Annotated in this window: 20 protein-coding genes; 2 read left to right on the top strand and 18 right to left on the bottom strand. The window is 66.5% G+C overall.

All coding sequences use genetic code 11. The annotated features are described in order from the left end of the window. Positions 1 to 52: 52 nt before the first annotated feature. From priA to JOF46_RS17245, 6 genes are all read right to left on the bottom strand, one after another. Entirely contained in the window at positions 53 to 796 is a 744-nt protein-coding gene (gene priA, locus JOF46_RS17220; RefSeq protein ID WP_209909300.1) for a bifunctional 1-(5-phosphoribosyl)-5-((5-phosphoribosylamino)methylideneamino)imidazole-4-carboxamide isomerase/phosphoribosylanthranilate isomerase PriA, read from the bottom strand. Positions 797 to 864: 68 nt separating this feature from the next. Next, entirely contained in the window at positions 865 to 1,023 is a 159-nt protein-coding gene (locus JOF46_RS17225; RefSeq protein ID WP_209912134.1) for a hypothetical protein, read from the bottom strand. A 3-nt stretch (positions 1,024 to 1,026) separates the two neighbouring features. Beyond that, on the bottom strand, positions 1,027 to 1,662 hold the full coding sequence (gene hisH, locus JOF46_RS17230; protein ID WP_113762962.1) for an imidazole glycerol phosphate synthase subunit HisH: 636 nt from the start codon (positions 1,660 to 1,662) through the stop codon (positions 1,027 to 1,029). Then, complete coding sequence (gene hisB / locus JOF46_RS17235; RefSeq protein WP_209909303.1) at positions 1,663 to 2,283, bottom strand: imidazoleglycerol-phosphate dehydratase HisB; 621 nt, start codon at positions 2,281 to 2,283, stop codon at positions 1,663 to 1,665. It lies immediately after the preceding gene. Between the two features lie 115 nt (positions 2,284 to 2,398). Continuing rightward, on the bottom strand, positions 2,399 to 3,520 hold the full coding sequence (locus tag JOF46_RS17240; protein ID WP_209909306.1) for a histidinol-phosphate transaminase: 1,122 nt from the start codon (positions 3,518 to 3,520) through the stop codon (positions 2,399 to 2,401). A gap of 116 nt (positions 3,521 to 3,636) precedes the next feature. After that, a complete protein-coding gene (locus JOF46_RS17245; RefSeq protein WP_209909309.1) occupies positions 3,637 to 4,041 on the bottom strand; it encodes a LysM peptidoglycan-binding domain-containing protein in 405 nt (134 codons plus the stop codon). A gap of 284 nt (positions 4,042 to 4,325) precedes the next feature. On the opposite strand from JOF46_RS17245, the gene lexA reads away from it, so the two are divergent. Continuing rightward, positions 4,326 to 5,045 (top strand): transcriptional repressor LexA, encoded by a 720-nt coding sequence (lexA, locus tag JOF46_RS17250; protein WP_209909312.1) that lies wholly within the window; start codon positions 4,326 to 4,328, stop codon positions 5,043 to 5,045. A 93-nt stretch (positions 5,046 to 5,138) separates the two neighbouring features. Here the strand turns inward: lexA and JOF46_RS17255 are convergent, their stop codons facing one another. Beyond that, on the bottom strand, positions 5,139 to 7,145 hold the full coding sequence (locus JOF46_RS17255; RefSeq protein WP_209909315.1) for an ATP-dependent DNA helicase: 2,007 nt from the start codon (positions 7,143 to 7,145) through the stop codon (positions 5,139 to 5,141). Next, positions 7,138 to 8,709, bottom strand: coding sequence for a GTPase HflX (hflX, locus tag JOF46_RS17260; protein WP_209909320.1), 1,572 nt, complete (start codon positions 8,707 to 8,709; stop codon positions 7,138 to 7,140). The genes JOF46_RS17255 and hflX overlap by 8 nt, the downstream gene beginning before the upstream one ends. Positions 8,710 to 9,267: 558 nt before the next feature. On the opposite strand from hflX, the gene JOF46_RS17265 reads away from it, so the two are divergent. Further along, entirely contained in the window at positions 9,268 to 9,885 is a 618-nt protein-coding gene (locus JOF46_RS17265) for a class I SAM-dependent methyltransferase (protein WP_209909323.1), read from the top strand. Between the two features lie 21 nt (positions 9,886 to 9,906). Here JOF46_RS17265 and dapF read toward each other — a convergent pair whose 3' ends face one another. From dapF to JOF46_RS17315, 10 genes are all read right to left on the bottom strand, one after another. Next, the gene (gene dapF / locus JOF46_RS17270; RefSeq protein ID WP_209909325.1) at positions 9,907 to 10,863 is read right to left on the bottom strand and encodes a diaminopimelate epimerase; all 957 of its coding nucleotides are present in this window, start codon (positions 10,861 to 10,863) and stop codon (positions 9,907 to 9,909) included. A gap of 67 nt (positions 10,864 to 10,930) precedes the next feature. Then, entirely contained in the window at positions 10,931 to 11,830 is a 900-nt protein-coding gene (gene miaA, locus JOF46_RS17275) for a tRNA (adenosine(37)-N6)-dimethylallyltransferase MiaA (protein WP_209909328.1), read from the bottom strand. A gap of 10 nt (positions 11,831 to 11,840) precedes the next feature. Beyond that, positions 11,841 to 13,358: a tRNA (N6-isopentenyl adenosine(37)-C2)-methylthiotransferase MiaB gene (gene miaB / locus JOF46_RS17280; protein WP_209909331.1), complete on the bottom strand. Its 1,518-nt coding sequence runs from the start codon at positions 13,356 to 13,358 to the stop codon at positions 11,841 to 11,843. A gap of 55 nt (positions 13,359 to 13,413) precedes the next feature. Continuing rightward, on the bottom strand, positions 13,414 to 14,274 hold the full coding sequence (locus JOF46_RS22775) for a regulatory protein RecX (RefSeq protein WP_342592492.1): 861 nt from the start codon (positions 14,272 to 14,274) through the stop codon (positions 13,414 to 13,416). Between the two features lie 4 nt (positions 14,275 to 14,278). Beyond that, positions 14,279 to 15,325, bottom strand: coding sequence for a recombinase RecA (gene recA / locus JOF46_RS17290; RefSeq protein ID WP_209909333.1), 1,047 nt, complete (start codon positions 15,323 to 15,325; stop codon positions 14,279 to 14,281). Between the two features lie 200 nt (positions 15,326 to 15,525). Further along, positions 15,526 to 15,750: a DUF3046 domain-containing protein gene (locus tag JOF46_RS17295; RefSeq protein WP_209909336.1), complete on the bottom strand. Its 225-nt coding sequence runs from the start codon at positions 15,748 to 15,750 to the stop codon at positions 15,526 to 15,528. 141 nt (positions 15,751 to 15,891) lie between these two features. Then, positions 15,892 to 16,317 (bottom strand): helix-turn-helix domain-containing protein, encoded by a 426-nt coding sequence (locus JOF46_RS17300; protein ID WP_071215828.1) that lies wholly within the window; start codon positions 16,315 to 16,317, stop codon positions 15,892 to 15,894. A 207-nt stretch (positions 16,318 to 16,524) separates the two neighbouring features. Further along, positions 16,525 to 17,037, bottom strand: coding sequence for a CinA family protein (locus JOF46_RS17305; protein WP_209909338.1), 513 nt, complete (start codon positions 17,035 to 17,037; stop codon positions 16,525 to 16,527). Positions 17,038 to 17,093: 56 nt separating this feature from the next. Next, positions 17,094 to 17,702, bottom strand: a complete 609-nt coding sequence (gene pgsA, locus JOF46_RS17310; RefSeq protein ID WP_209909341.1) for a CDP-diacylglycerol--glycerol-3-phosphate 3-phosphatidyltransferase — start codon at positions 17,700 to 17,702, stop codon at positions 17,094 to 17,096. A gap of 9 nt (positions 17,703 to 17,711) precedes the next feature. After that, positions 17,712 to 20,585, bottom strand: a complete 2,874-nt coding sequence (locus tag JOF46_RS17315; RefSeq protein ID WP_209909344.1) for an FtsK/SpoIIIE family DNA translocase — start codon at positions 20,583 to 20,585, stop codon at positions 17,712 to 17,714. Positions 20,586 to 20,608 lie beyond the last annotated feature (23 nt).

Consider the following 20,608-nt stretch of genomic DNA (forward strand, 5'->3'; position numbering starts at 1 on the left):
ACCCTTTTCACTTCACTTGCCGTGCGCCGCCCAGGTGGCCGGCGCCGGAGACCTAGCGGCGGCCTGCCACGTCCAGGGCCTCGGCCATGGTGAACTTGCCCGCGTACAGGGCCTTGCCCACGATCGCGCCCTCGACGCCGGCCGGGACCAGCCCGCGCAGCACGCGCAGGTCCTCGAGGCTGGAGATGCCGCCGGAGGCGATGACCGGCTTGGAGGTGCGCTTACACATCTCGGCCAGCAGTTCCACGTTCGGTCCGCGCAGCGTTCCGTCCTTGGTCACGTCGGTGACCACGTAGCGGGCGCAGCCTGCGTCTTCCAGGCGGGCGAGCACGTCCCAGATGTCGCCGCCTTCCTTGGTCCAGCCGCGGCCCGAAAGCACGGTGCCGCGCACGTCCAGGCCGACGGCGATCTTGTCGCCGTGGCGGGCAATGGCGCGGGCGGTCCATTCCGGGTTTTCCAGGGCCGCGGTGCCCAGGTTCACGCGGGTGGCACCGAATTCGAGGGCGCGTTCGAGGGATTCGTCGTCGCGGATGCCGCCGGAGAGCTCGACCTTGATGGTCAGTTCCTTGGCGATGCGGCCCAGCAGTTCGGTGTTGGCGCCACGGTCGAAGGCAGCATCCAGGTCAACCAGGTGCACCCATTCGGCGCCGGCTTCCTGCCAGGCCAGGGCGTTTTCGAGCGGGTCGCCGTAGCTGGTCTCGGAGCCGGCCTCGCCCTGGACCAGGCGCACGGCCTGGCCGTTCACCACGTCGACGGCGGGCAGCAGCTCAAGGATGTTGTTTTGGTTCTCGGACATGTTCGATCCTTAGGTTCGGTGTCGGCGGTGCCGGGGCAGGGGTGCGGTGCCGGCAGGTGGGCCGTTGGCTAAAGCAGGGTGAGGCGGTAGGCGGCGAAGAGCGAAAGCCCGGCCAGCGCCCAGACCGCGATGATCCAGGAGAGGTGCGCACGTTGCTGGCGCAGGGAGAGCGCGCCGCCGGCGAGGATCCCGGCGACGCCCATGAGTACAACTGACCAGATGAGCATGGTCTACAGGCTCTCCAACCAGTTGCGCAGCAATCTTGCCCCGGCTTCCCCGGACTTCTCCGGGTGGAATTGCAGGGCGCACAGCGGCCCGTTTTCGATGCCGGCGATGAAGGGGACCCCGTGTTCGGCCCAGGTGACCTGCGGCGGGGTCATCTTGGGCTGGGCGACCTCGAAGTTCCATTCCTGCACCGCGTAGGAGTGCACGAAGTAGAAGCGTTCGTTTTCGATCCCGGCGAACAGCTTGCTGCCGGCCGGAGGGGTGACGGTGTTCCATCCCATGTGCGGGATGACCGGGGCCTTGAGCAGCTCCACGGTGCCGGGCCATTCGCCCAATCCGGGGGTGCGGATCCCGTGCTCAACGCCCTCGTCGAAGAAGACCTGGTGTCCGACGCAGACACCGAGCACCGGCCGGCCGCCGGCAATGCGCCGTCCGATCCAGCGGATCGCACCGACGTCCTTGAGCGCCTGCATGACCGCGGCAAACGCGCCGACGCCTGGAACGAAAAGCCCGTCGCATTCGAGGATGTCCTCGGGCTTGGCCGAGAGCTTGACCTGCGCTCCGGCAGCCTCAAGTGCCCGGACGGCGGAACGGACATTGCCGGACCCGTAGTCCAGGACCGTGACGGTCTTGGCCGCCATCTACAGCGCACCCTTGGTGGACGGGATGGCGTCGCCGATGCGGGGGTCGATTTCCACGGCCTCGCGCAGCGCGCGGGCCAGGGCCTTGAACTGGGCCTCGACGATGTGGTGCGGGTCGCGGCCCGAGATGACCTCGATGTGGGCGCAGATCTGCGCGTGGAAGGTCAGCGACTCGAACACGTGGCGGGTCATCGAACCGGTGAAGTGCCCACCGATCAGGTGGTATTCCTGGCCGGCCGGCTCGCCGCCGTGGACCAGGTAGGGGCGCCCGGAGATGTCGACCACGGCGCGGGCCAGGGCCTCGTCCAGCGGCGCGTAGGCGGTGCCGAAGCGGCGGATGCCTGCCTTGCTGCCCAGCGCGGTGCGCAGCACCTCGCCGATGGTGATCGCGGTGTCCTCGACGGTGTGGTGCACATCGATGTCGATGTCGCCGGTGGCACGCACGGTGAGGTCGATGAGCGAATGCTTCGACAGTGCCGTCAGCATGTGGTCGTAGAACGGTACGCCGGTGCTGATTTCGGAGCGGCCGGTGCCGTCCAGATCGAGTTCGACAAAGACGGAGGACTCGCTGGTGATGCGTTCGAGGCGAGCGCGACGACCCGTGAGTTTTTCGGCAGACATGCACATTCCTTTAGATCAGGCGGTGAGACGAGGATGTGGGGCGGCGGAACACCGATGCACTATCGGAAGAAGGGCCAAGGCCCGTCGTCCGGCACCATTGCCACCTACCCCAAGTTTAGCTTGAGAGCGTGTGAGGACCCTGATCGAGCAGTTCCTCGAGGCGGACAAGGAAGGCGGTGGTTTCGTCCTCGGTGCCCGCGGTGACCCGCAGGTGGCCGGGAATCCCCACGTCGCGGATGATCACCCCGGCCTCGAGCAGCCCGTTCCAGATGGCCTTGGTGTCCTTGACTCCCCCGAAGAACACGAAGTTGGAATCGCTGGAGGCGGGGTGCAGCCCCATCCGGGTGAGCTCGTTGACGATGCGGTCTCGCTGGACCTTGATGGCCTCCACGTTGGCCAGCAGGATGTCCGCGTGCTTGAGTGCGGCATTCGCCGTTGCCTGCGTGACAGCCGAGAGGTGGTACGGCAGCCGCACCAGGCGGATCGCGTCGGCGACCTCCGGAGCTGCGGCCAGGTAGCCGAGACGGGCGCCGGCCAGGGCGAACGCCTTGGACATGGTCCGCGAAACGATGAGGCGTTCGCGGCCCGGCAGCAGGGAAAGCGCCGAAAGCGTCCCGGTGTGGGCGAATTCCGCGTACGCCTCGTCGACGATCACGATGGCGTTGCTGGCCTTGCCCGCCTCGTAGACGGCCTCGACGACATCCAGGCCCAGCGCGGTGCCGGTCGGGTTGTTCGGCGAGCACAGGATGACAATGTTCGGCGCGGCCTCGCGGACCTGCGCCGCGGCGTCGATGGCCGAAAGCCCGTAGTCCGCCGAGCGGACGCCGGCCAGGTAGGTGGTGTCGGTCCCGGAGGCCAGCAGCGGGTACATCGAGTAGGTGGGAGGGAAACCCATCACCGTGCGCCCGGGCCCGCCGAAGGCCTGCAGGATCTGCTGGAGGACCTCGTTGGATCCGTTGGCCGCCCAGACGTTGTCGGCGTCCAGTCCGTGGCCCAGGTAGGCGGCGAGGCGTTCGCGCAATTCGGTGAACTCGCGGTCCGGGTAGCGGTTCAGTCCCACGGCTGCTGCGGAGACTTCTTCGACGATGGCCCGGTGCACTTCCGCGGGAAGCGGATGGGTGTTTTCGTTGACGTTCAACTGGATGGGTACGTCGATTTGGGGTGCGCCGTAAGGTTCAAGACCTTGAAGATTCTCTCGCAGGGGCAGATTTGCCAGGCGATTTAGCCGTTCATTCACGGCTCAAGTCTACGGCGGCGGCGCGGTGACCTTGGAATCTTCACCGGTGCCACGGGTAATAAACGGTTAGCAATGATCGGGCGCGGCATCGATCTGCGCGCCCAAGGGCATTGGCCCTAGCTTCCGGTGGGGACGAAGAGTTCGGCACCCGGGTGCAGCACGGAGCTGTTGAGGTTGTTCATGTCGCCGATCCGCCGAACGGCTTCGCGGGGCTCGAGCTGCGGGGCGAACTCCCGGGCAATCCCCCACAAGGTGTCGCCCTCGATGACGGTGACGGTGACGGCCTCCACGCCCAGCGGGGTGTCGTCCGAGGCGTTGGCCGGGGACTGGAACAGGCCCAGGAGCATGAGCACCGCCGCGCTGACCAGGAAGATGGGAAGTGCAATCAGCACGAATTTTCCGCGGCGCGTGAGTCGCAGGGGCGCCAGCGCGGGCTGCGAAGCCAGTGCGGATTGCGGCGCCGGGGTGTAGTCCTCGGATATTACAAGGTGGAGCGGGGCCGAGAAAGCAGTGTTTGCCATGTCTTTGCCTTTCCTCTGTATTCATTTGCCGGACAGGCCCGGTGGCCCATTCGAACAGATGACGGTTATTCGAACGCATCTTTCGAACGTGTGTTCGTAGTGCGCATCTTATTTCTAGCACCTTTGGACGACACGTGTCCAGATCAGTTCGAACAAATCTTTGAAAGTAGTGTCTTTGTCTACTAAGATGGGGGTTGTGGAGCGATGTATTGACTACATCAGTCCACACCGACAATTTGCGGCACGCGCGGGCAACCGGCGACGATCGGGATGAGGCACTGACAATGACTACCGAACAACGAACCCCTCGACGCGACGCGAAGAGCCTGACCATCCGTCAGAAGAAGGTTCTTGAGACCATCCAGCGGTCCGTGAGCACCAATGGCTACCCGCCATCGATGCGGGAAATCGGGGACGCCGTGGGACTGGCGAGCCTTTCAAGCGTGACCCACCAGCTCAGCCAGCTCGAGAAGCTCGGCTACATCCGCCGGGACCCGCGCCGTCCGCGGGCCATGGAGATCCTGCTTCCCCTGCAGCTCAAGAGCGAGAGCAAGCTCGAAGTGGTGGAGGGCCAGGCAGACCTGAAGGCTGCCAACGGGATGAGCGTCTCGGAGCTGACCACCTCCGCGGACACCGCCATGGTGCCCCTGGTGGGGCGCATTGCCGCCGGCGGTCCGATCCTGGCCGACCAGGCGGTCGAGGACGTCTTCGCCCTGCCGCGCCAACTGGTGGGACACGGCGAGCTCTTCATGCTGAAGGTCAGCGGGGACTCGATGATCGACGCCGCCATTTGCGACGGCGACTGGGTGGTGGTCCGCCGCCAGCAGACCGCCAACAACGGCGACATCGTCGCGGCCCTGCTCGAGGACGAAGCCACGGTGAAGACCTTCCGGCAGCGCGACGGGCACACCTGGCTGCTGCCGCAGAACTCCCGCTACGAACCCATCCTCGGTGACGCCGCAACCGTCATGGGCAAGGTCGTATCGGTCATGCGTTCGGTCTAGGCCCGCACCAACACACATCCCCCGCAAACACCTGAGGACCGGTCAAATGACCGGTCCTCAGGTGTTTCCCGTGATCCCACGGGCCAGGATTTTCTAGCCTTCGCTCAGGCGCTCGAGCGCGGAAATCACCGTCGCCTTGTCGGGCGTGGCCCACAGGGGTGGCAGCGAGGCACGCAGGAACGTGCCGTAGCGCTCGGTGGCCAGGCGCGAGTCCAGCACTGCCACCACGCCCTTGTCGTTGACCGAACGGATCAGTCGACCCGCGCCCTGGGCCAGGCGCACCGCGGCGTGGCTCGCGGCCACTGCCATGAAGCCGTTGCCGCCGTGCTTGGCCACGTCGCGGCTGCGGGCCGAGGACAGCGGGTCATCGGGCCGCGGGAACGGGATCTTGTCGATGATGACCAGCCGGCAGGCGTTGCCCGGCACGTCCACGCCCTGCCAGAGCGTCATCGTGCCAAAGAGGCAGGTGTCGGGTTCGGCGGAGAACTGGTCCACCAGGGCCTTCATGCTGGATTCGCCCTGGCACAGGATCGGGATGTCCAGGCGTGCCCGCAGGATCTCCGCGGCTTCCTCCGCGGCGCGGCGCGAGGTGAACAGCGCCAGCGCCCCGCCACCGGAGGCCTTGATCAGGTCCTCGATCTCGGACAGGGTTTCCTGGGACATCTGGCGCCCGGGCTTGGGCAGGTGCTTGGCAACGTACAAGATGCCTTGCCTGGGATAGTCGAAGGGGCTTCCCACGTCCACACCGTTCCAGGTCGGCGCCCCCTCGCCCACGAGCCCGAGGGTGCCCGCCACGGGTTCGAAGGCGGCACCGATGGCCAGGGTTGCGCTGGTGAGGATCACCGTGCGGCCGTCAAAGAGCCCCTCGCGCAACTTGCCGGCGACCGAGAGCGGGGCGACATTCAGCGTCGGCTGGCTGGACTCGTCGGGTTGGACGTAGCCCTCCCCCGGGCTGAAGTGCCCGGGGCGCGAGGCCCAGATGACTTCCCGCTCCTCGGTCATTTCAAGCATCTTGCTGCACTGCTCCACCAGGTACATGACCTGCGAGCGGGCCATCTGGCGTCCGCCGTCGGCGGGGGCGTTGGCCTCGGGCTTTGAATCGGACAGCACCACGCGTGCTGCCTCGGCGATCTGGTTGATCGCCGCCTGCTGGTCCTCGTTCAACCCGCGGGCCATGAGCCCGGTGGGGACGCCCTCCAGGGCGCGCTGCAGCGCCTTGGCACCCTGGTTCAGCGAGTCAACGCTGACCGAGCAGTGCTTGCGCGCCGCCGAGGCGGCGGTCTGGACCATGGCCACCGACAGGGGCCGGGTCACCGAGGAGGTCACGCGGTCCTGCAGCTCGTGGGCCTCGTCGATGATGACGGTGTCGAAGTCCGGCAGCACGGCCAGTCCCTCGAAGGCCGAGACGGCCAGCATCGCATGGTTGGTGATCACGACGTCGGCGTTGGCCGCGCGGGCACGGGCCAGTTCGCTGAAGCATTCGGAGGCCATGGGGCATTTTTGGGATCCCAGGCAGTCCATCGCGCTGACCGAAACCTGGCGCCAGGCCTTGTCGCTGACACCCGGGGTGATGTCGTCGCGGTCCCCGGTGTCGGTCTGCTCGGCCCATTGCCGCAGCCGCACCACTTCCTTGCCCAGCGCCGAGCCGGGCCCGTCCGCGGAACCACCCAGTGCGGGGGTGCCGGAATCCATCGAAAACAGGGCACCCTCGTCGTCATCGGGGTAGCCGCCGCCGAGCTTGTACTGGCACACGTAGTTGGAGCGTCCCTTGACCAGGGCCACGTCCATCTCGCGCGGCAACTTGCCCTTCAGCGAGGACAGCAGGCGCGGAACGTCCCGGCCGACGATCTGGGCCTGGAGCGCCAGGGTTGCGGTGGAAATCACCACCGGCTTTTCCGATTCCAGCGCGTGGGCCAGCGCCGGGACCAGGTAGGCCATGGACTTGCCGGTTCCGGTTCCCGCCTGCACCAGCAGGTGCTCGCCGGTTTCCATGGCCCGCACGACCTGGCGTGTCATTTCGTGTTGGCCCGGCCGGCTTTGTCCGCCCATGCTGGACACTGCTTCGTCCAATAGGGCGATGACATCTGATTCCTCAGCCATGAATACTAAATTGCTCCACTTCTGCGGCCATGCTTTCGCGGACCTTGACCATCATGCGTGTTCCCGTTTCGGTGTGTTCGACGGCCAGGATCTCGGCCTCGGCGCCGTGGAGCTTGTTGACCACGTCGCCTCGATCATAGGGAATCATCAATTCTAGTTGGACATCGGGGCGGGGAATTGCCGCACTGATTTTCGCGAGCAGTTCCTCGATGCCCTCGCCGGTGCGTGCCGAGACGATGACGTGGTTCGGTTCGTGCTGGCGCAGGCGTTCGACGACAAACGGGTCTGCCACATCCGCCTTGTTCAGCACGATGATTTCCGGGATGCCGCGCGCGTTCACGTCGTTGAACACCTCGCGCACCGCCTGGATCTGTCCTTCCGGGTCAGGGTGCGCGGCGTCGACCACGTGCAGGATCAGGTTGGCGTCGGCCACTTCCTCCAGCGTGGAGCGGAAGGCCTCGACCAGTTGGGTGGGCAGCGACTTCACGAAGCCGACGGTGTCCACCAGCGTGTAGGTCAGCCCGTCGCTGGTTTCGGCCTGGCGGACCGTGGGATCCAGCGTCGCGAACAGCGCGTTTTCGACCAGGACACCGGCATGGGTGAGCCGGTTGAGGAGCGAGGACTTCCCTGCGTTGGTATAGCCGGCGATGGCCACCGAGGGCACGGCGTTGCGCTTGCGGTTGGCGCGCTTGGCCTCGCGGGCCGGGAGCATCCCCTTGATTTCCTTGCGGAGCTTGGCCATGCGGTCGCGAATGCGTCGGCGGTCCAATTCGATCTTGGTTTCGCCGGGGCCGCGGGAGCCGATGCCGCCGCCGGCGGTGCCGACCCGGCCACCGGCCTGGCGGGACATCGATTCGCCCCAGCCGCGCAGGCGCGGAAGCAGGTATTCGAGCTGGGCCAGTTCCACCTGGGCGCGGCCCTCGTGGCTCTTGGCGTGCTGCGCGAAGATGTCCAGGATCAGCGCCGTGCGGTCGATGACCTTGACCTTGACGACGTCCTCGAGGGCGCGTCGCTGGGAGGGCGCGAGCTCGGAGTCGATGATGACGGTGTCGGCGCCGGTTGCCGCGACGATTTCACGCAGTTCCACGGCCTTGCCCGACCCGAGGTAGGTCGCGGCGTCGGGTTTTGCGCGGCGCTGGACCATGCCGTCGAGCACTTCGGAGCCCGCGGTTTCGGCCAGGGCGGCCAGCTCCCGCAGGGAGTTCTCCGCGTCTTCGGCGGTGCCTTCGTTCCAGATGCCGGCCAGGACCACGCGTTCGAGGCGCAGCTGCCGGTTTTCGACCTCGGTGACGTCCTCGAGCTCGGTGGACAGGCTTGCCGCCCGGCGCAGGCCGCGGCGTGCGTCGAGCTCTTCCTGGTCGCCGTCGAACGAGGTGTGCTCGCCAGCTTGCTTGCTCAGGGCCTGGGCGCGTCCGGCGAGGATGTTCTCTTCCTCCGGGGCACCGAAGTGCGTGCTTTTGCTGGCTGTGGCGGCGTCGCTGGCAAGGATTCGTTCGATGGCGGCTTGGAGCTGGGCCTCGTCCATGTCGCTGTCCTGCGGGCCGGAAGGCTGTGGATTGGTCATGTTCCCCTTTGCTTGCTGTATTCCAGAATAGTGCCCCGCACCGACAGAAGCGCCTTCGTGCGTGGATTGGTTGTCTTGGGTGTGGCGATTGTCTGACTTATGCATGGTGGCTCCTTGGACGGGCACCGTGTGCAACGGTTTGCCCTGGATGCTAGGACCGGGCCGCTTCGCGAGGCGCGGTCCCGGGGTTGCCTTGATTGGGGGTGATGGTTCAGGTGTCGCCGGGGGCACCTGTGGCCGTGGTCCATCCGGTGCGGCCTGGGTGGGTTCGCGGGGCCGGCGACGAACACGATGCGTGTTTTCTTGGGCTGGATACCGTGAAATGACTTTTGGGCGCTCCGCCGAACGGTCCGGCCTGATCGACTTCCCTGGATCGGGCCTGGGCCCTGGGAAGGATGCGGGGACTGAAATGCGTTCGGTCGCGTCTTACAAGTAAGTCATAGGGAAAACTCTATCACTTTGTTCCGCGATGCACATTGAGGCATCTCACATTGAAACCGGGCCTCGTTTGGGGCCTTGGGTTTGGGTTTGTCACCCGTGGCCGGTTAACCTGCAAAGATGAGCCCGGAACACTATTTCAGCGCCCAACCTTCCACTCCAGAGAAGCGGCGCACCATCAGCGTCGAATTGGGCGGTGCCACGCGCAAGCTGCAGTCTTCCGGCGGCGTGTTCAGCCCCGACCGGATCGACAAGGGAACCGCGGTGCTTTTGCGCGGTGTTCCGGCCCCGGCGGCCGAGGGAAACCTTCTGGACATCGGCTGCGGCTGGGGACCGATCGCGCTCGCCATGGCCTTGGCCTCGCCGGAGGCAACCGTCCACGCGGTCGACGTCAATGAGCGAAGCCTCTCGCTAACCCGAGACAACGCCGCAGCCCTGGGCCTGAAGAACGTGGTGGTCGCCCTTCCGGATGACGTCGACCCGGCACAGACGTACAACACCATCTGGTCCAACCCGCCGATCCGGATCGGCAAGGAGGCGCTGCACGAGCTGCTGTTGTTATGGCTGCCGCGCTTGTCCCCGGGCGGAGAGGCCTGGTTGGTGGTGCAAAAGAACCTGGGTGCGGACTCGCTGCAGAAATGGCTGGGCACGGTCCTGCCGGAAGACTGGAGCATCGGCAGGGTCTCGACGGACAAGGCATTCCGGATCCTGAAGGTTGTACGCCCGAAGGAATCCTAGGATTCCTTCGCGGCAAGGGCCTTAGGCTGCCGAAACCTCGCCCCGGGACACCAGCACCGCCGGGCCGCTGAGCACCACGTGCTCGAGCCCGTCGGGGCCATCGACGAAGCCGACGCCCAGTTCCCCGCCGGGAACCTGGACCGACCACTGCCGGATGTCGTGGGCCTGGGCCCAGTGCCGGGTGGCGATGGCCGCCGCGCAGGCTCCGGTGCCGCAGGAGAGCGTCTCGCCGACACCGCGTTCGTGCACGCGCATGCGCACCGAGCCGCGGCCCCCGCTCACCAGCGGGTCGGCGGCCAGCACGTATTCGACGTTCGTTCCGTGCGCCGGCAGCGGCTCGACCCCGGGGGTCGAGGTGAGCTCGATGCCCTCCAGCTCGCCGGTGTCGGAGATGGCCACGACGGTGTGCGGGTTGCCCATGGACACGCTCAAGGCCCCGCGGACGTTGGCCAGCCCGGTGGTTTCCACCCGGGAGTCCAGGCCGTTGGTCGCTGCGGCCTGCGCATGGATGAACTCCCAGGTGCCCATGTCCACGGCGTAGCCGTCCTCCAGGCGCGTGACGATCTTCAGGCCCCCGCGCGTGCCAATGGGAAGCGTTGAGCCCACCGGCATCTCCACAAGGTTTTCGCAGACCAGGAAGTGCACGAACACCCGCACGCCATTGCCACACATTTCCGACAGGGACCCGTCGGCGTTGCGGTAGTCCATGAACCAATAGGCGTCGGGGCGGGTTTCCAGGATCGCCCGGCCCTCGGGCAGGGTGCTGGAGGGGACTGCGCGAATCAGCCCGTCCCCGCCGATCCCCCGGTGCCTGTCGCACATCCGGGCGACCTGCCCGGGCTCGATGCTGTGCACATCCAGCGGGTCGGCAACGAGGATGAAGTCGTTTCCCGTGCCATGACCCTTGGCATAGGGAAGCCTGCCCACCGCCTCTTGCAGGGTGGGGATGGTGCTGGTGGCGGGTTCGGTCGATCTCATGGTTTCAAGAATACGTGCAGCAAAACCCCGCGGCCTATTTTCGCCGCTTCCGGGGCCGTGCCCCGGATCAGGATGCGCGGATGCGGGCCAGGACCCCGGGAACCAGGGAGGGTGCCAGCGGGTCGAACCAGGCGACCCGGTCATCGGCGCCGAACCAGGTGACCTGGCGCCGGGCGAATTGGCGCGTGGCAATGACGGTCTTTTCCGCGGCGTCCTTCAGCGACATCGTTCCGTCGAGCACCGCCAGGAACTGGGCGTAGCCGATGGCCCGCGAGGCGGTCTTGCCCTCCCGCAGCCCCTGGGAATCAAGTCTGCGGACCTCCTCGAGCAGGCCCTGCTCGACCATCTTCGCCACCCTCGTCTCCAGCCGCGCATGCAGCAGCGAGCGGTCGATGTTCAGGCCGATCTGGATGGCCGGGGCGTGGTATTGCCGTTGCGGCATGAAGGAGCTGAAGGGCTTGCCGCTGATTTCGTGGACTTCCAGGGCACGGATCAGGCGCCTGTCATCCAGGTTCCGGGCGGCCGAGTCCGGGTCGACGGCGGCCAGCCGCTCGGCCAGCGCTCCGATGCCGCCTGCCGCGGCCTCAGCTTCCAGGCGTTGGCGCACCACCGGGTCGGTGGGCGGGAAATCGATCTCGTCCAGGGCCGCGCGCACATACAAGCCGGACCCGCCCACCAGGATGGGCACGTGTCCGCGGGCACGGATCTGGGCAAAGATCCCCCGGGCCTCGGCCTGGAAGCGTGCCACGCTGGCTTCCTGGCGCACCTCCATGATGTCGAGCAGGTGGTGGGCGATGCCCCCGCGCTCGTCCTCGGGGAGCTTGGCCGTGCCGATGTCCATGCCGCGGTAGAACTGCAGGGCGTCGGCATTGACGATTTCCCCGCCCAGTTCCCGGGCCAGGGCGATCGACAGGTCTGATTTGCCCGTTCCGGTTGGTCCCAGGACGGCAATGACCGGCAATGTCATGGTCGGCGGCCTACTTGCGTGCCGGCAGGGCGGGCATGCCCAGCGAGACGCCGGTGGTGCCGGTGGTGCCGGTGCCGCAGGATTCGGCCTGCGAGCGGTCCCAGGCGTCCCCAGCCCGCGAGCGGCGCACCGAGTATTCGGCCAGCGTGGCGGGGTCCGAGACCAGGTGGAAGGCAGCCGATCCTGTCACCGGAACGGTGACCAGGTCGCCGGGGCGCGGGATTTCCCCTCCGGCGGGGACGGAGAAGTGCACGAGGCGCTGGTCGGTGGACCGGCCACTGAGCCGGTGCGTTTCTGTGGACTTGCGCCCGGCATGCTCTGTGACCAGCACCTCGACGGTGCGCCCGACCTGCTTGGCGTTTTCCTCCGCACAGATCCGGTCCTGCAGGGCCGTGAGGCGCTCAAAGCGTTCCTGCACCACGGCCTTGGGCAGCTGGTCGGGCAACTCGGCCGCGGGGGTGCCGGGGCGCTTGGAGTACTGGAACGTGAAAGCGCTGGCGAAGCGCGAGGCCTCGACCACATCCAGGGTTCCCTGGAAATCCTCCTCGGATTCCCCGGGGAAGCCCACGATGATGTCGGTGGTGATCGAGGCGTCCGGGATCAAGGTCCGGACCTTCTCCAGGATGCCCAGGAACTTCTTGGACCGGTAGGAGCGGCGCATGTCCTTGAGGATCTTGTCCGAGCCGGATTGCAGCGGCATGTGCAGCTGCGGCATGACGTTGGGGGTTTCGGCCATGGCCTCGATGACGTCGTCGGTGAAGGCGGCGGGGTGCGGGCTGGTGAAGCGCACGCGTTCCAGTCCCTCGATCTGCCCGCAGGCGCGCAACAGCTTCCCGAAGGCCAAGCGGTCCCCGAATTCCACGCCGTAGGAGTTGACGTTCTGCCCCAGCAAGGTCACCTCGATGACGCCGTCGGCGACCAGTGCCTCGATCTCGGCCAGGATTTCCCCGGGGCGGCGGTCGCGCTCCTTGCCTCGCAGGGCGGGGACGATGCAGAAGGTGCAGGTGTTGTTGCAGCCCACGGAGATCGACACCCATCCCGAGTGCACCGAGTCCCGCTTGGTGGGAAGCGTGGAGGGGAAGACCTCCAGGGATTCGAGGATCTCCAGCTGGGCCTCGTTGTTGTGGCGGGCGCGTTCCAGCAATGCCGGCAGGGAGCCGACGTTGTGGGTTCCGAAGACCACGTCGACCCAGGGGGCCTTCTTCAGGATCGTTTCGCGGTCCTTCTGGGCCAGGCAGCCGCCGACGGCGATTTGCATCTCGGGGCGATTTTCCTTGATATGCGCGAGCATGCCGAGGTTTCCGTAGAGCTTGTTGTCGGCGTTTTCCCGAACCGCGCAGGTATTGAAGACCACGACATCGGCAATCTCCTCACCGGCTTCCTGTCTGGACAGCCCGCTGGCCTCCAGCAGGCCGGCCAGCCGCTCGGAATCGTGGACATTCATCTGGCATCCGTAGGTCCGCACCTCGTAGGTCCGTGTCGATACGGCTGAATCTTGCTCATGGGAAATTGAAATGCTCGCAGTCACCCCTCAAGGGTACCCAATCGCCCCTGCCGGGGGCCGAACAAGTCGGCTCCCGGTGCTATTGCTCCGCGTCGGGACCGAAGCGTTCATCCCAGGCGGTGTTGACGATGCGGAACGCGACGGACGGCGAGTAGCCTTTCCGGGCCAGCATGCCCACGAGCCGACGCACGCTTTTCTCCCGGTCGACCCCCATCGACGGCGCCCGCAGCTTGCGTTCCACGAGGTCGCGGGCGGTTTCTTCCTCGGATTCGTCGTCGATCTGTTCCAGCGCGCTTTCGGCCAGCTCGCCCTCAATGCCCTTCTCCCGCAGCTCGCGCTTGATCGCCGAGCGTGCCAGGCCGCGGCTGCGGGCCCGGGAACGGACCCAGCTCTCGGCGAAGGCCTCGTCGTCAACGAGCTCGATCTCCTCGAACCTCTCGAGCAGTTCCTCCGCGATGTGCTCGGGGATCTCCTTTTCCAGGAGCTTGGTCTTCAGCTGGGCGCGGCTCTTGGCAGAAGCCGTGAGCTGGCGCAGCAGGATGGAGCGACCCTTGGACGCGTATTGCTCGTCGGTCAGCTCGACCGGTTCCTTGGGTTCCCGCGGCGTCCGCTCGCGGGTCCGCGGCGCCTTCGGGGTGCTGCGTTTGGCGCCGGCCCGGGCGGAGCGGCCGCCGCTGCCCCACGCACCGGCGCCCCCGGCACCGCGCGAGGAACTGCGTCCGGCGTATCCGGCCCGTTCGCCGAAGGCAGGCTTGGTTTCGGGCGGCCCGGGGGCCCGCTCGGGTGGCGGGGCCACAGCGGCCGCTTGGCTGTGCGCCCAGACGGGAATCTGGGTCGGGTCTCCCCAGTCCGAATTGCCGTCTGCCGGGAACGACCAAAGCGGCCGTTCGGCTCCCTGAGGGGAGCCGGACGAACCGCCCTGGTTTTTGGTGGTGCCCACGGAGTTAGGACCCCTTGACCACGCGCAACGTATCTTCGCCCTTGTCCTCGGGTGCTTGGCCGATGCCGAGCTTCTCGAGGATCTGGCGTTCGAGTTCGTTGGCGAGATCCGGGTTGTCACGCAGGAACTTCCGCGCGTTTTCCTTGCCCTGGCCCAGCTGGTCGCCATCGTAGGTGAACCAGGCGCCGGACTTCTTGACGAAGCCCTGGTCCACGCCGATGTCGATGAGGCTGCCTTCGCGCGAGATGCCCAGGCCGTAGATGATGTCGAACTCGGCCTGCTTGAACGGCGGGGCCATCTTGTTCTTCACGATCTTGGCGCGCGTGCGGTTGCCGACCGGGACGGTGCCTTCCTTCAAGGTTTCGATGCGGCGTACGTCGATGCGGATCGATGCGTAGAACTTCAGTGCCTTGCCACCGGTGGTGGTTTCCGGGCTGCCGAACATCACGCCGATCTTCTCGCGCAGCTGGTTGATGAAGATCGCGGTCGTCTGTGTCTGGGACAGGCGTCCGGTGATCTTTCGCAGCGCCTGGCTCATCAGACGGGCCTGCAGGCCAACGTGGCTGTCGCCCATTTCGCCTTCGATTTCGGCGCGCGGCACGAGTGCTGCCACGGAGTCGATCACGACGATGTCCACGGAGCCGGAGCCCACAAGCATGTCCATGATTTCCAGGGCCTGCTCGCCGGTGTCCGGCTGCGAGACCAGCAACGCGTCGGTGTCGACGCCCAGCCTCTTCGCGTATTCCGGGTCCAGCGCGTGCTCGGCATCGATGAAGGCGGCAATGCCGCCCAGTCGCTGGGCGCTGGCCACCGCGTGCAGGGCGACGGTGGTCTTGCCGGAGGACTCCGGACCGTAGATCTCCACCACGCGGCCACGCGGAAGCCCGCCAATGCCCAGCGCGATGTCCAGTGCCACCGAACCGGTGGGGATGGCTGCAATGGGCGCTACGGTCTTGTCGCCCAGTCGCATGACCGAGCCCTTGCCGTACTGCTTGTCGATCTGTGCAAGAGCGGCTTCGAGTGCCTTCTCGCGATCTTTACCAATGGCCATTGTTCACCTCGGTTGTTGGGGCCCCATGGGACCGTTGCTCTATGTCTGTTCCTGAGCGTACGACCCGGGGCCGACACTTTGGATTTCGGGCGTTCGCACTGTGCATAACCCACGACAGACGCCGAACGAATCTTCATTATGAACAATACACTCTTCCGAACAGATATTCGAACGGATTCGGTGCGTGTGGCGAAATTTCCCTAGGATTCCCTGGGAGCGACGTCGCGTCCCAGCCAGCGCTCGGGCGGCACGTCCTGGATCCTGCACACGGCCTGCCAGACCTTCTTGGGGGCGACCCCCTTGCCCAGCGCATCGGCGGCGGTGACGCCGCCGACCTCGGCCAGCACCAGGGAAGTGGCCAATGTGCGGGAATAGCCCGCACCGAACTCGTCGTCCATCAGACGCCAGAAATCACTCAATCGCACCCTCGCAATTGTGCCACGGGTTCCTGGGGGCTTTAAGCAAAAGGCCCCCGCCCGGCTTCGAAGATCGCAAGACCTTGAATGCCGGCACGGGGGCCGATGATGCGGATGCCAGGTGAAACACTGGATCCGGATGTCGTGGGGTTAGTGGCTCGGTGCCAGGCGCTTGCCGAGTTCAACCGGATAGTCACCAGCGAATTCGCTGGTCAGGTCCACGGGGACCGTATCCGGAATGGTGATGCCTTCGGCGATGGCCACGCGGTCGCTGACCTCGCGAAGCATCAGTGAAAGCGGCACCTCGAGGGCGCCACAGATCGAGGAGAGAAGCTCGGATGAGGCTTCCTTTTGTCCACGTTCGACCTCGGAAAGGTATCCAAGGGAGACGCGGGCGCTGTGGGAGACTTCGCGCAAGGTGCGACCCTGGCGTTGACGAACGTCACGAAGGACGTCACCGATTTCATGTCGAAGGACTACCATCTTGCGCTCCTCTTTGTCTCGGCGGACCTCGCTCTGTAGGCCCACATCACGCCAACGGACCACACCGTTTACCGATACTGGTTGCTTGACCATGTGCATTGCCTTTTGTTCTCCGGTCCTAATGCCTTGTGGGGCGATCGGTGCGGGCCACTTTTTTGTGCCCGTCATGGGTTACAACTGCCGGGGGTCGTTTTTTGTTCCCACGCCCCCACCTTAGCCATTGCTGCGGGTGTTTTTCCACAACAACCGTGAATCGTTCCGTAATCGAGTCATAAAACGATTCATAGCAACCATCCCCCATCAAGCTGTGTGGCTGCTGGGCGAAAGGTGGGAAGAAAGCAGTTCAAGTGCGGAGACCGTGCTCAGGGTGCGGATCTGCGCCCTGTCCCCGGTGAAGTGGTGCTCGGTGAATCCGCTGCCGCTCCCGGAGGCCCACCCCAGGAACACCGTCCCCACGGGTTTGCCGTCGTGGGCCTCGGGGCCCGCGACCCCCGTGGCCGAGACCGCCACGTCCGCCCCGCATACCCGGCGTGCGCCCTGGGCCATTTGCCGGGCCACTTCCCCGTCCACCGAGCCCCGCTCCGCCAGCAGCGTCGCCTCCACGCCCAGGACGTTGGCCTTCACCGCACTGGAGTAGCTGACCACGCCGCCGGCCAGCGCGGCAGAGGCCCCCGGCACTTCGGCGAGGGTGGCGGCTATCATGCCGGCGGTCAGCGACTCGGCGGTGGCCAGGGTCATTCCCCGGGCCTTGGCCGTGGCAACCACGGTGCGGGCCAGCGCTTGCAGTTCCAGCGGTTCCGGCGGGGGTGTCATGTCAAGCTCCTTTGCGCATGGTGGAGTGGTGAATCGGCAGGGGGCAAAAAGCGTTCCTACTTCTGTGTGCCGCCGACGGAGGCGGCACGCAGCTGCCAGGCCTTGAGCAGGTAGTCCAGCCCGGTGACGACGGTGATGGCCAGGGCCAGCAGCATCACGATGAACGCCACCAGGTGCAGCCAGCCAAACATGTGGGTCCAGGGCAGCAGGTAGAGCAGGATCGCCGCGGCCTGCAGCACTGTCTTGAGCTTGCCGCCGCGCGATGCGGCCATAACGCCGTAGCGGATGACCACGAAGCGCACGGCCGTGATGCCCCATTCGCGCACCAGGATCACGATGGTGATCCACCAGGGCAGCTCGGCCAGGACGGAGAACATCACCAGGGCCGAGCCGGTGAGCAGCTTGTCGGCGATCGGGTCGGCGATCTTGCCGAAGTTGGTGATCAGCCCGCGGCTGCGGGCCAGGTCCCCGTCCAGCTTGTCGGTGTACATGGCCACCGCGAACAGGGCCACGGCCACCCAGCGCATGAGGCCGTATTCCTTGTCGTCGGCCACCAGGGCCCAGATGAAGAACGGGACCATGACGATGCGCAGGGTGGTGAGCACATTGGCGATGTTCAGGGTCGGCACGTGGGCAGGTGTCGGGTTCGCTGGGGTTTCAGTCACGCTTCTAGGCTACCTGCCGGTAAGGTTCCAGGCGTCTTCCGACCCCTCGTCGTCCGCGCCGTCGTGGTAGTCAACCGCCTGTTCGAAGCCGTCGAGGTCCTCGGCGACCAGGTCGGTGCCGTAGTGGTTGGCGTTGGCGTTCTCCGCCAGGGCGGCCTCGGTCGCGGTCGGGACCACGTCGCCGGCGCCGGTTTCGTCCCCGCGCATCGCGGCCAGCACCTCGGGCAGGTCGTCGGGTTTGACCAGCACGTCGCGGGCCTTGGACCCCTCGGAGGGTCCCACCACGCCGCGGGATTCGAGCAGGTCCATGAGCCGGCCGGCCTTGGCGAAGCCCACGCGCAGCTTGCGCTGGAGCATCGAGGTGGAGCCGAACTGCGTCGTGACCACGAGCTCGGTGGCCTGCAGCAGCAGCTCCAAATCGTCGCCGATGTCATCGTCGATCTGCTTCTTGGGCGCCTCGACTGCAACGTCGTGGCGGTATTCGGCCTTCAGCTGCCCCTTGACGTGTTCGACCACGGATTGGATCTCGGATTCGGTGACCCAGGCACCCTGCACGCGCATGGGCTTGGAGGTACCCATGGGCAGGAACAGCGCGTCACCCTGGCCCAGCAGCTTTTCGGCGCCGGGCTGGTCGAGCACCACGCGGGAGTCGGTGACCGAGGAGGTCGCGAACGCCATGCGCGAGGGCACGTTGGCCTTGATCAGGCCGGTGACCACGTCCACGGACGGGCGCTGGGTGGCAAGCACCAGGTGGATGCCTGCGGCACGGGCCAGCTGGGTGATGCGGACAATGGAGTCCTCGACGTCGCGCGGGGCGACCATCATCAGGTCGGCGAGCTCATCGACGATGACCAAGAGGTACGGGTAGGGCTTCATGACGCGCTTGGAGCCCTCGGGCGGGACGGCCTTGCCGTTGCGCACCGCCTTGTTGAAGTCGTCGATGTGCTTGTACCCGAAGTTCGCCAGGTCGTCGTAGCGGGTGTCCATCTCCTTGACCACCCACTGCAGGGCCTCGGCGGCCTTCTTCGGGTTGGTGATGATCGGGGTGATCAGGTGCGGGACGCCCTCGTAGGCCGTGAGTTCCACGCGCTTGGGGTCGACCATGACCATGCGGACCTCGTCGGGGGTGGCGCGCATCAGGATCGAGGTGATCATCGAGTTCACGAACGAGGACTTGCCCGCGCCGGTGGCACCCGCCACCAAGAGGTGCGGCATCTTGGCCAGGTTGGCCACGACGAAGCCGCCCTCGACGTCCTTGCCCACGCCCATGACCATCGGGTGGTCGGTCTTCCGCGCATTGTGGCTGCGCAGCACGTCGCCCAGCACGACGATTTCCTTGTCGGCGTTGGGGATCTCGATGCCGATCGCGGACTTGCCCGGGATCGGGGAGAGGATGCGCACGTCCGAGGAGGCCACGGCGTAGGAGATGTTCTTGGACAGGGCGGTGACGCGCTCGACCTTGGTGCCGGGGGCCAGTTCGATCTCGTAGCGGGTGACTGTCGGGCCGCGGGAGAACCCGGTGACCTTCGCGTCGACCTTGAACTGGTCCAGGGTGTCGGTCAGTGCCGCGACGACCGCGTCGTTGGCCTCGGAGCGTTCCTTGGATGGCGGGCCGGCGGGCAGGAAGTCGGAGGCCGGCAGCGTGTAGGTGACGTCCCCGGAGAGCTGGAGCTGTTCGGTGCGCGCCGGGATCGGCGGCAGCGGGGCCGCCGCGGGGCGCGAGGGGACCTGCTCGATCGCGCCGGTGGCGTCGTTGTCGTAGCTGGTCAGGTCGATGGCGCTCATGGCCTGGGTGTCGGCCTCGGGCTCGGTGCCCAGGCCCACGGATTCCATGATGGCTGCGCGTTCGCGCTCGTCCTTGGTGGGGCGGCGCACCCCGGGGCGGATGGCCGGTTCGGCATCGGCCTCGTCGGCGTAGAAGTCCATCGGGTCCACGGGTGCGCCGTGGTCGTCGGTGATGACCGCGGTGTCGTAGGCGCCCTCTCCGGTGTTGCCCAAGAGGTCCTCGGCGGCGATGGCCGCCTCGTCGCGGTCCTTGCCGAAGAGCCGCATCTTCTTGCGTGGCTTCTTCGCCGCGGCCTGTTCCTCGTAGAGGTAGGACTGGTCGTGGTCCTCGGCGCCCAGGTCCACGCCCTTGCTGGAGCCGGCCTCGGGGGCCTGGCCCATGAGCTTCTCGTAGCCCTCGCGGAAGCGTGCGGGGATGTGCCTGAAGGGGGTGGCGGTGAGGATCATCAGGCTCAACAGGGCCAGTGCGATCATCACCGTCAGCGCCCCGGGTGCGGATATCAGCCCGGCCAGCGGGACGGTGGCCAGCGCCCCAAGCACTCCCCCGGCGCCCCAGAGGACATCGAAAGGTGCCGAGACCGGAGGAAGTCCCCCGACCACGTGGGAGATCCCGGACCCGGCCAGGGAACCGAGGGCCAGGCCGATGCCCACGCGGTTGTTGGCGCGGTGTTCCTCGGGCCAGCGGAAGAGCCGGATGGCGCCGATGAGCAGGATCGGCGGCATGAGCGCGGCCATGAACCCGAAGGTTCCCCCGGCCACGGCGTGCACGAAGCCGCCGTACCAGCCGACCCCGCGCAGCCCCCACCATTCCACGGAGGCAATGACGATGGCGATGATGACCAGGAAGAGCCCGGTTCCGTCGCGGCGCACCTCGTAGTCCGGGTGCACGTCGCGGCCGATCTTGCGGAAGGCCCCGCCGGTGACACGCGCGATGCCCATCCAGGCCGAACGCACCATGCGCACCGGCAGCGGGAAATCGTGTTCGATCGCTGCGGGCGTGCTCTTGGAGTTTCTGGTCGTCTTGGACGAGGAGTTCGAGGCACGCGGTTTGCGCGTGGTCGTTTTCCTCTCGCCTTGCGAGGAAGTACGTGGGGCCATGGCTCTAGGGTATCGCCCAAGGG

This window comes from Paeniglutamicibacter psychrophenolicus (assembly GCF_017876575.1).
GTDB lineage: Bacteria > Actinomycetota > Actinomycetes > Actinomycetales > Micrococcaceae > Paeniglutamicibacter > Paeniglutamicibacter psychrophenolicus.

Coding starts and splice junctions, on each gene's coding strand:
- lexA (WP_209909312.1), top strand. CDS start 4,326: ATGACTACCGAACAACGAACCCCTCGACGCGACGCGAAGAGCCTGACC.
- JOF46_RS17300 (WP_071215828.1), bottom strand. CDS start 16,317: ATGGTCAAGCAACCAGTATCGGTAAACGGTGTGGTCCGTTGGCGTGAT.
- priA (WP_209909300.1), bottom strand. CDS start 796: ATGTCCGAGAACCAAAACAACATCCTTGAGCTGCTGCCCGCCGTCGAC.
- JOF46_RS17225 (WP_209912134.1), bottom strand. CDS start 1,023: ATGCTCATCTGGTCAGTTGTACTCATGGGCGTCGCCGGGATCCTCGCC.
- JOF46_RS17305 (WP_209909338.1), bottom strand. CDS start 17,037: ATGACACCCCCGCCGGAACCGCTGGAACTGCAAGCGCTGGCCCGCACC.
- miaA (WP_209909328.1), bottom strand. CDS start 11,830: ATGACATTGCCGGTCATTGCCGTCCTGGGACCAACCGGAACGGGCAAA.
- hisB (WP_209909303.1), bottom strand. CDS start 2,283: ATGTCTGCCGAAAAACTCACGGGTCGTCGCGCTCGCCTCGAACGCATC.
- hisH (WP_113762962.1), bottom strand. CDS start 1,662: ATGGCGGCCAAGACCGTCACGGTCCTGGACTACGGGTCCGGCAATGTC.
- JOF46_RS17265 (WP_209909323.1), top strand. CDS start 9,268: ATGAGCCCGGAACACTATTTCAGCGCCCAACCTTCCACTCCAGAGAAG.
- hflX (WP_209909320.1), bottom strand. CDS start 8,709: ATGACCAATCCACAGCCTTCCGGCCCGCAGGACAGCGACATGGACGAG.
- JOF46_RS17315 (WP_209909344.1), bottom strand. CDS start 20,585: ATGGCCCCACGTACTTCCTCGCAAGGCGAGAGGAAAACGACCACGCGC.
- JOF46_RS17255 (WP_209909315.1), bottom strand. CDS start 7,145: ATGGCTGAGGAATCAGATGTCATCGCCCTATTGGACGAAGCAGTGTCC.
- dapF (WP_209909325.1), bottom strand. CDS start 10,863: ATGAGATCGACCGAACCCGCCACCAGCACCATCCCCACCCTGCAAGAG.
- recA (WP_209909333.1), bottom strand. CDS start 15,325: ATGGCCATTGGTAAAGATCGCGAGAAGGCACTCGAAGCCGCTCTTGCA.
- JOF46_RS17245 (WP_209909309.1), bottom strand. CDS start 4,041: ATGGCAAACACTGCTTTCTCGGCCCCGCTCCACCTTGTAATATCCGAG.